The 7,324-nt window shown below is 63.7% G+C and carries 8 protein-coding genes; 3 read left to right on the plus strand and 5 right to left on the minus strand.

The window, feature by feature from the left end; translation table 11 throughout:
* Window positions 1-284: 284 nt before the first annotated feature.
* Window positions 285-815: a gamma carbonic anhydrase family protein gene (locus ACN0YJ_RS10180; protein ID WP_417478219.1), complete on the plus strand. Its 531-nt coding sequence runs from the start codon at window positions 285-287 to the stop codon at window positions 813-815.
* A gap of 33 nt (window positions 816-848) precedes the next feature.
* Here the strand turns inward: ACN0YJ_RS10180 and ACN0YJ_RS10185 are convergent, their stop codons facing one another.
* The 3 genes from ACN0YJ_RS10185 to ACN0YJ_RS10195 all read right to left on the minus strand — a co-directional run bounded on the left by ACN0YJ_RS10185 (window position 849) and on the right by ACN0YJ_RS10195 (window position 2,730).
* On the minus strand, window positions 849-1,349 hold the full coding sequence (locus ACN0YJ_RS10185; protein ID WP_417478218.1) for a DUF4339 domain-containing protein: 501 nt from the start codon (window positions 1,347-1,349) through the stop codon (window positions 849-851).
* A gap of 138 nt (window positions 1,350-1,487) precedes the next feature.
* Window positions 1,488-2,111 carry a PilZ domain-containing protein gene (locus ACN0YJ_RS10190; protein ID WP_417478217.1) on the minus strand — a complete coding sequence of 208 codons (624 nt, stop codon included), beginning with the start codon at window positions 2,109-2,111 and terminating at the stop codon, window positions 1,488-1,490.
* 58 nt (window positions 2,112-2,169) lie between these two features.
* Window positions 2,170-2,730, minus strand: a complete 561-nt coding sequence (locus tag ACN0YJ_RS10195; RefSeq protein WP_417478216.1) for a PAS domain-containing protein — start codon at window positions 2,728-2,730, stop codon at window positions 2,170-2,172.
* A 191-nt stretch (window positions 2,731-2,921) separates the two neighbouring features.
* Between ACN0YJ_RS10195 and ACN0YJ_RS10200 the strand changes: the two genes are divergently transcribed.
* On the plus strand, window positions 2,922-3,836 hold the full coding sequence (locus ACN0YJ_RS10200) for a hypothetical protein (protein WP_417478215.1): 915 nt from the start codon (window positions 2,922-2,924) through the stop codon (window positions 3,834-3,836).
* Between the two features lie 141 nt (window positions 3,837-3,977).
* On the opposite strand, the gene ACN0YJ_RS10205 is transcribed toward ACN0YJ_RS10200, so the two are convergent.
* Window positions 3,978-4,787: an arginine deiminase family protein gene (locus ACN0YJ_RS10205; protein WP_417496125.1), complete on the minus strand. Its 810-nt coding sequence runs from the start codon at window positions 4,785-4,787 to the stop codon at window positions 3,978-3,980.
* A gap of 124 nt (window positions 4,788-4,911) precedes the next feature.
* On the opposite strand from ACN0YJ_RS10205, the gene ACN0YJ_RS10210 reads away from it, so the two are divergent.
* The gene (locus ACN0YJ_RS10210) at window positions 4,912-5,883 is read left to right on the plus strand and encodes an LLM class flavin-dependent oxidoreductase (RefSeq protein ID WP_417496126.1); all 972 of its coding nucleotides are present in this window, start codon (window positions 4,912-4,914) and stop codon (window positions 5,881-5,883) included.
* Window positions 5,884-6,161: 278 nt separating this feature from the next.
* Here ACN0YJ_RS10210 and ACN0YJ_RS10215 read toward each other — a convergent pair whose 3' ends face one another.
* Window positions 6,162-6,779 carry a GNAT family N-acetyltransferase gene (locus ACN0YJ_RS10215; protein ID WP_417496127.1) on the minus strand — a complete coding sequence of 206 codons (618 nt, stop codon included), beginning with the start codon at window positions 6,777-6,779 and terminating at the stop codon, window positions 6,162-6,164.
* Window positions 6,780-7,324: the final 545 nt, after the last annotated feature.

A 7,324-nucleotide genomic window follows, 5' to 3' on the forward strand; every position in this document is an offset into this window, starting at 1 on the left:
GGTCTCCACACATGAAAAACCCCTCGGCCAAGGGCAGAGGGGCGACAGGGTTGTAGCGATGGGGTCGGTTCGGAAGAATCCGGCAGACGGCGCCCGCAGGCGTCAATTTCGGGTGGGCTTGGGTGCAGACTGTCCATGACGTCTGATCGGGCCTTCCGTCCGGAGTTGCCGAAACGATACGGGGCTGCACCCCGAATCGCCGCTACAGTGTGAGTGTAGCGCGGTGAACAGACTCTCAACGCCCGCGTCGCTAAAAATTCACGGAATTCTACACGGAGACAGACATGGCGATTTATGCGTTGGGTGATTCCCGGCCGGAACTGCCGGCCGACGGCGAGTATTGGGTGGCCCCGGATGCGAGCGTGATGGGGCGCGTCATCCTGCGCAAGAATGCCAGTGTCTGGTATGGCGCGGTGGTGCGGGGCGATAATGATCCGATTGAAATCGGTGAAGATTCCAATGTTCAGGACCTTTCAGTCCTGCACACGGATGCCGGTGCACCGCTGAAGATCGGCAAGGGGGTGACGATTGGCCATCGCGCCATGCTGCATGGCTGCACGATCGGCGATTATTCCCTGATCGGGATTGGCTCGACGATTCTCAACGGGGCAGTGATCGGGACGAATTGCATCATCGGCGCCCACGCGCTGATCACCGAAGGCAAGGTGATTCCCGATAATTCCCTGGTGGTCGGCTCGCCCGGCCGTGTCATGAAGACGCTGGGGCCGGAAATGGCGGAGATCCTGAAGGCCTCCGCCGATCATTATGTCGAAAACTGGCAGCGCCACAGCCGCGAGCTGCGCCGAATCGATTAGGCCGACCGGCGATTCTGCCCGCATGAAGCGTCGCTAGTTGGCGCGGCCCCACAGATTGCGGATGTTTTCATCCGCATCGCGTCCCAGATTGAACCAGGCGGCGCGGTCATGGGTGGCGTCGATGATCAGCAGCCGATCATCGCGATCCAGGATATGGCTGAGCTCATTGCGAAGCACGGCGGCGGTGGTCGGGCCACGCAGCAGCCAGGTGCCGGGCGTGATCTGTTCCAGCTCGCCATAGGCGGTCAGCGCATTGCGAAACTCCGGTCCGGCTTCGGACTGAATTTCGGTGACGATCACGAAATTGGCCGGGCGAACACCTGCGGTGACACGCTTTTCCGGGGCAGGGCCGCCGGCGTTTTCCGCCAGCCAGTCGGTGAATTCATCCACGTCCGATGCCGCACACCAGCCCTCGTCCCGCGCATTGGAGACTTGGGAATGGGCCGCAATCCGGCCTTCGCTGACGAAGGCCTTCATCTGCGGCGGGGTGTAGGGGCCATAGACACGGCCTTCGACTTTCACAAACCAGGACATTGCAATTCCGTCATCGCGAGGCATTTCGGTTCTTTCTCGCACTAGCACAACTACTTCCTATCGCCCGTATAGGGCAAGAATCAGGCCGACACGGTGATTTTACCGGGGAAACACGACTCAAACTTGCCGAGGCGCGGATCAGGCTGCTTCGCTACTCTTTTTCGCGGCCTCAGGTGGATCGAACACGACCGCGAAGCCATTGTCCAGAATACGAGCCACACATCCTGTCATTTCACCCACACGTAGCAATTCGCCCAGACGAGGCCTTTCCAGACATTCGAAGGCGGCGCCGGTTACGGATACGTCGAGCACATTGGCCTGGATCACGACGCCGTCATTGAGCAGGATGCGCGCACGGCCGCGCCCGGGCTTGCGCACGGCGGCGCGATCTTCCTCGAGACCGAGGCGATCCTTGTTGAAACGCCAGGTGATGGTATCGGCCAGCTTGTCGCGCTTGCGCGCGGTGGCGTTGAAGCGGACCGAGAATTCCTCGCCCTCGACGCGCACAATCGTGCCTTCAATCCGCCCTATGCTGGCAATCATCAGGATGATGCGGGCATTGGCCGGCGGCGCTGAGCGCGAGGCGACGCGGGCGCCGCCCGGTGAAATATCGAGCAGGCGGCAGGCATGTTCGCCCAGCGTCTCCGACCAGAAGCGGCCGTGCAGCTGCAGCGGGACGCGCGTATGCCGGCGCCTTTCCTGGGCACCGCGCGCGGCGATCTTGATTTTGCGGCGGTCCAACCGGCCTGAGTCCTGCTGCATGACGACAACCTCCTGCAATCGGGGAGGATAGGACGAAGCGGTTAAGAAGTGTTTTCAACTACTGGTCGTTTGCGATCATGACCGGGTGCGGCGAATCGGGGCGTGCGTGCGGTGGAAACAGGAAGCCGGGATTGGCCGGAGGGCGGACTTCGCGCAGGCTGGTGCGGATGATCGGTCGTCCGCGCAGGCACTCCACCGCGTCCAGGGGCTGGAACAGGCCCAATGTGCGGTCGACCAGGCCTTCGGGCCCCCGCAGCGGCAGGAAACTGATCTCGATCTGGACTTGTTGCATCTCCATAGTCGTGGCGCGCGCAATCACCGAGGCTGGCGAGACACCGCTCAGGGACGCCTCCAGCGTGGCCTGGATATGGACCGCGTCATGACCGCGCCACAGGCTGAGGAAGTTCTGGTCGCGAAACTCGCGTTGATACAGTTCGCACAGGCCGGTGCCGGCCAGCCGGAACACGTGATGTTGCGGATCGATACGTCCCAGAATGAAGACATGGCCGAGCAGGGCGGCAATGTCCTGCGGCTCGATATCAGCCCGATAGGGCGCGGCGCCACCCAGGCGGCGCGCCTGCCAATAGGCATGTAGGGCTTTTGATTGCGCGTGGCGCATTCCACTCTCCAGACACTGCGGTCATAGCGCCGGGCGGCTCGATTGCCCCGCCGGCTTGTCGGGGGAGTTTCAAGAACGGGGCCATGCAAGCGGGTGGCGAAACGCTCCGATCCCACTCCCCACTGGCGGGAATCGCCTGTGCGGGGAAAACGGCCCGCCGCTTGCAAGACCGGCCTCAGGATAGAAGGAGCATGACCATGCGCGTATCAGCCCGGCACGGTTTCCTCGCTTTGGCGAGTGCGACATTCGTTTTGTGTATCGCTCCGGTCGCGCCGGCGCCTGCATTCGCAGGCGGCGGGGACGGGTGTTGCACCCCGGCACCGCCACCGCCGCCTTCGTGCTGCAATCATGGCGGCGGTCATACGGTCAATGTGCCCAACATCAATATTCATGGCGGCAATATCAATGTCGGCGTCAATGTCTCGAGTCGGGTCAATGTCACAACCAATGTGACAACCAATGTCGATGCATCGTCAAATGCCAGTGCGGGGGCCCGGGCCGGGGCGGGCGCCGGTGCCGGCGCGATCACCTATATCGGTGGCGGCAGCTATACACCTTATACAACGGCGCCAGCGGCAACCGCGATCACCGGCCTCAATGTGTCCGGGCTGGAACGCGAAACCGAATATGAATTCCGTGAGGAACAGCGTTCGCGCTGGGTCGAGGAATGGCGCCTGGTCCGCGCCGTCTGCGTCGATGATACCGGCACGCCGCACCCTGCCTCACGCGTCGATAATGGTGATCGGGTCACCGCGACCTATGACGGCGAGGTCTATCGCTGTGTGGCCGGGACCGCGATGCAGGTCACGATCGGCTGGCGCCAGGATGGCCAGGACAACTGGACCGATGCGCCGACCATTATGTGCCGCAAGGGCGAGGCCCTGCGCCATAGCCCGGGTGGCTCCCTGACCTGCGCCACCCAGGAGCCGCGCCGCAATTGTAACGAGCGCTCCCTGCTTCGCATGTATGGCCCCGGCGCCAAGCTGGTCTTCATGCGCCGCGAGGAACACTACATGGAATCGGTCCGCTATGAGCGCGAAAGCGAAAGCACGCGCCTGACCTCGATGACACTGATGCTCGATGGCGGGGTTGGCGGTTATCGCTGAGTATTTTCAGCAAAAGCGGGAACCGGTTTTGCGGTTCGAAAATGCGACCATCAAGACGCTGATCCATAACCAGACACTCACATGCCACTCGGCATGTCCTGGCCCCGGTCCAATAGACCGGGGCCTTTTTTTGCCCGCGGCTCAGCCGTCCAGTGTTTCGTCAAACCAGCGCAGCGACATGCAGGACAGGCCGGCATCAATGCGGCCGATCTGCTCCGTCGCCAGCGGCACCACGCTATAGCCGGCCTGGTCGAGCATTTCGATCGTGCGCGGAAATTGCGCCCCGACCAGAACGACATCATTGATGCGCAGGGCATTGGCCGCTGCCTCTTCGCCCTCGGGCAGGATCAGGGTCTCGAAATCCTCGAACACACCCGACGCTTCAAGCCGGGCGGTGGTGAGAATGCAATTCTCTTCGATCAGCGCGCAATCTGTCTTGAAATGCAACACGCCGGGCGGCGTCGTCACTGTTTTTGAAGCAAGGCCGAGCTTGGTCAGGCAGGCCCCGAGCGCGCCGGCGCCGGCGGCATTGGTGCGCGCTGACAGGCCAATCAACACATGATCGGGCGTCACCAGGATGTCGCCGCCATCGGCATAGCCGGTGCCGGACATTTCCAGCACGGTCTCGAATCGCCGCCGTAAGGCCGGTGCGATCTGCGCCGTCTCGCCGCGCCGCGCCGCATTGCCCGGCCGCAACAGGATCGCACCGCCGGAAAAGACCAGCGCCGGATCCTCGACGAACACCGAATCGGGAAAGGCCTCCAGCGGTGGCAGCACCGTCACCGCCAGCCCGGCGGCCTCCAGCGCGTCTATATAGGCGGCATGTTCCGCCGCGACGCCGTCATAATCGGGATCGCCATGATCGACGGCACGAAGCCCGCGTACGACGGAGCGCGATGGCTCGCGCACAAGGGCGGCATTGAAACGATAGACCGGGCGGGCGAGGGGCATGGGTCGGGCTCTCACAAAACACAATGGCTATATTTAACGGCGCCGTTCGGCGCGCAAGCCCTTACACTCGGCGCCGCGCTGACTATATCCAATCCCTCTGATCACCGTCCCGAAAGCCGACCCGATGATTCCGCTCTCCATCCTCGAACTCGCCCGCATCACCGATACCGGCGATGTCCGCACCGCGCTCGACAATGCGCGCGACGTGGCGGTGCATGCAGAGCGCCACGGTTTCAAGCGGATGTGGCTGGCCGAACATCATAATTTCGCGGGCATAGCCAGTGCCGCCACAGCGCTCGCCATCGCCCATATCGCGGCGGGCACGAGCACGATCCGCGTCGGTGCGGGCGGCATCATGCTGCCCAATCACGCGCCCTATATCATCGCCGAACAATTCGGCACGCTGGCCAGCCTCTATCCCGGCCGGATCGATCTCGGCCTCGGACGCGCGCCGGGCACCGATCAGCGCACCGTCCAGGCCTTGCGCCGCTCACCGGGCTCCGATGATCGCTTCCCCCAGGATGTGCAGGAGCTGCAAGCCTGGCTCGCCCCGTCCCGGCCCGGCCAGGCCGTGCAGGCGATTCCCGGCGCCGGGACGCAAGTGCCGCTCTGGATTCTCGGCTCCAGCCTGTTCGGGGCCCAGCTCGCCGCCGAGCTCGGCCTGCCCTACGCTTTCGCCTCGCATTTCGCGCCCGCCGCCCTGATCCCGGCGCTGGAAACCTACCGCAACCGCTTCAAACCCTCGGCGCAGCTGGCCAAGCCCTACGCCATGGTCGGCGTCAATATCGTCGCCGCCGACAGCGACAGCGAAGCGCGCCGCCTCGCCACCACCCAGCAAATGAGCTTCACCAACCTCATCCGCGGCACCCCCGGCCTCTCGCGCCCGCCGATCGATGATATCGACACTTATTGGTCAGCCGCCGAAGAAGCCCATGTCACCCAGATGATGAGCTGTTCCATCCATGGCGGGCCTGAGACTGTGAAGTCCGGGATTGAGGATCTGGTCGAGCGGACAGGTGCCGATGAGCTGATCGTGGTGTCGGATGTCTATGACCACGCAGCGCGGCTCAGGTCGTTTGAGATTATGGCGGGGTGAGGGGCGTCGGTTATTTAAGAAAAATCAACGCCTTGTCATCCCTGACGGATGCCCGGACGCGAAGCGATCCGGGCGCAGATCTGGGACCCAGACGCCCGACGCATGCAAGCTGACGCAGTGAGGCAGGAATCATTCGCCCGCCCAGCCCGGATGGTTGCACCATGGTGGTTCTGGGTCCCTGATCTGCGCCCCGCCTTCGCGGGGCATCCGTCAGGGATGACAAGTATTTGTAATCTTTGTATTATTGCGTGTGATCGTTGTGCTCCCCAAACCCACTCCTACCGCGCGTCCCGCCACATCGGCGTCATCGGTGGCGCGCCTGGTGCAATTTGGATCTCCCCGATCACCTTGAAGCCGAGCGAGCCGTAAAAGCCGAGATTGGCCGGGTTGGAGCTTTCCAGATAGGCGGGCAGGCGGGCCCGGTCGCAGGCCTTGAGCACGGGCTGCATCAAGCGGCGGCCATAGCCCTGACCTTGCAGGGCGGGACGCACGGCGATGGTGAAGAGATAGACGTGCGGCGTTTGTGGTTTATGGGCCGCCAGCGCCGCATCCGCTGCCATGCCGCGCATCAGCGCCCGCGGGCCGCCGCTGGTAAGCAGTGCGGCTGCCAGGCCGGGCATGGCGTGAAAGGGTAATTCCTTGTCGCCGCCGGGCCCCAGCCACATCGCGGCCGCACCATCGGCAGCCCGGCAGCAATACCCACGCGGCGTATAGACGTGACGGGCATAGCCGGTGAAGGTGTGCCGCATCGCGGTCTCATTGCCGAACGTCCAGTGATTGAACGGATCTTCGCGAAACGCATCCGCCGTGATCGCGCCGAGCAGCGCGCTGTCCTCGCGGCCGGCACGCCGCAGGCCTTCGGATGGTTCGATTTCGAGCGCTTCCATGGCCAGCATGCTCCTTGTCATTCCCCGGGGTGCCGTGTCCATTTTCCGCGGTTTCGCGCCGCAAGCCTTGGTCGGAGCGCCGCGCCAGGATGGAGATTCCCCCGCCTGCATCGCCCCTTAATTCTCTTGCTTGCGAGTGGGCCACCGGGGCTCAACGCCGTCAAGGCCGCCTTCGGCGCCGCTCCGCGGGCATGCGCCTTGACGGCGTTGAGCCCCGGTGGCGAAGTGCTGGCATGAGGTTTAAGGTGGGGTCCCGCGCGCTGCGGCCCGCTTATCCAGCGCAGAACCTCCAAATCATCGTCATCCCAGCGCAGGCTGGGACCCAGCTTCACGCACCGTCGTGAATCAAGATAGCGCCCGTTTATCAAACGCTTGCGCTTTACGAACTGGGTCCCAGCCTGCGCTGGGATGACGTTTTGTGGCGGTTTGCTGAGCCAAGCTTATCCCCACCCCTCCAACCCGCGAGTATGCTCACAGCGTTCCGGTCGCACGGGAGGCACGAGCTCAGTCAGTCGCGGCGGTCGGGAGCGTGCAGCCTGTCCGGGCAGAGGGGT

It is taken from the genome of Maricaulis sp. (genome assembly GCF_048270095.1).
Classification (GTDB): Bacteria; Pseudomonadota; Alphaproteobacteria; order Caulobacterales; family Maricaulaceae; genus Maricaulis.

Excerpts from the sequence above, each read along its gene's own strand:
- ACN0YJ_RS10180 (WP_417478219.1), top strand. The coding sequence starts at position 285 with ATGGCGATTTATGCGTTGGGTGATTCCCGGCCGGAACTGCCGGCCGAC.
- ACN0YJ_RS10185 (WP_417478218.1), bottom strand. The coding sequence starts at position 1,349 with ATGTCCTGGTTTGTGAAAGTCGAAGGCCGTGTCTATGGCCCCTACACC.
- ACN0YJ_RS10190 (WP_417478217.1), bottom strand. The coding sequence starts at position 2,111 with ATGCAGCAGGACTCAGGCCGGTTGGACCGCCGCAAAATCAAGATCGCC.
- ACN0YJ_RS10195 (WP_417478216.1), bottom strand. The coding sequence starts at position 2,730 with ATGCGCCACGCGCAATCAAAAGCCCTACATGCCTATTGGCAGGCGCGC.
- ACN0YJ_RS10200 (WP_417478215.1), top strand. The coding sequence starts at position 2,922 with ATGACCATGCGCGTATCAGCCCGGCACGGTTTCCTCGCTTTGGCGAGT.
- ACN0YJ_RS10205 (WP_417496125.1), bottom strand. The coding sequence starts at position 4,787 with ATGCCCCTCGCCCGCCCGGTCTATCGTTTCAATGCCGCCCTTGTGCGC.
- ACN0YJ_RS10210 (WP_417496126.1), top strand. The coding sequence starts at position 4,912 with ATGATTCCGCTCTCCATCCTCGAACTCGCCCGCATCACCGATACCGGC.
- ACN0YJ_RS10215 (WP_417496127.1), bottom strand. The coding sequence starts at position 6,779 with ATGCTGGCCATGGAAGCGCTCGAAATCGAACCATCCGAAGGCCTGCGG.